Below are 876 nucleotides of genomic sequence, written 5' to 3'. Positions count from 1 at the left end.
GGGTACGAAAGCAACCACCGCAAGCACGGACGCGGCGGCAGCACTGGCGGCATCGGTTGAGGCAGTCAAGTACGACAGCGCAGCGCACAACAAGGTGACGCTGGGTACGGTAGGCACGCCGGTGACGTTGACCAACGTTGCAGCGGGTGCGACGACAACCGACGCAGTGAACGTGGGTCAGCTGACAGCAGCGGGCCTGATCGTGAATTCGAGCGGCGTGGCACAAAACGCGTTCGTGGCTTACGACANGTGACGTTGACCAACGTTGCAGCGGGTGCGACGACAACCGACGCAGTGAACGTGGGTCAGCTGACAGCAGCGGGCCTGATCGTGAATTCGAGCGGCGTGGCACAAAACGCGTTCGTGGCTTACGACAATGCAACGTCGAAGGACACGATCACGCTGAAGGGCGCGTCGGGCACGGGTACGCGGATTTCGAACATGACCGCTGGCCTGATCAGCTACAACAGCAAGGACGCAGTCAACGGTTCGCAGYTGTTCAACACGGCATCGAGCGCGGCAGCGGCAATCGGCGGCGGTTCGACGCTTGATCCGTCAACGGGCACGATCAGCAAGCCGACGATCGCAGTTGGCGGCGTCACGTACACGGACGTAGCTGCAGCGGTTACGGCAGCAGGTACGAAAGCGACCACCGCAGGCACGGACGCGGCGGCAGCACTGGCAGCATCGGTTGATGCAGTCAAGTACGACAGCGCAGCGCACAACAAGGTGACGTTGGGTRCGGWAGGCACGCCAGTGACGTTGACCAACGTTGCAGCGGGTGCGACGACAACCGACGCAGTGAACGTGGGTCAGCTGACAGCAGCGGGCCTGATCGTGAATTCGAGCGGCGTGGCACAAAACGCGTTCGTGGCT

General features: G+C 62.4%; 2 pseudogenes. Both read left to right on the top strand.

Annotated elements, in window-relative coordinates:
- Window positions 1-94: 94 nt before the first annotated feature.
- Window positions 95-248: pseudogene (locus ASG35_RS32600) on the top strand (hypothetical protein); the annotation flags it as partial.
- Window position 249: 1 nt separating this feature from the next.
- Window positions 250-876, top strand: a pseudogene (locus ASG35_RS31750) (hypothetical protein); the annotation flags it as partial.

Source organism: Burkholderia sp. Leaf177, from assembly GCF_001424345.1.
Lineage (GTDB): Bacteria > Pseudomonadota > Gammaproteobacteria > Burkholderiales > Burkholderiaceae > Caballeronia.
This window is presented reverse-complemented; position numbering and strand designations above follow the sequence as displayed.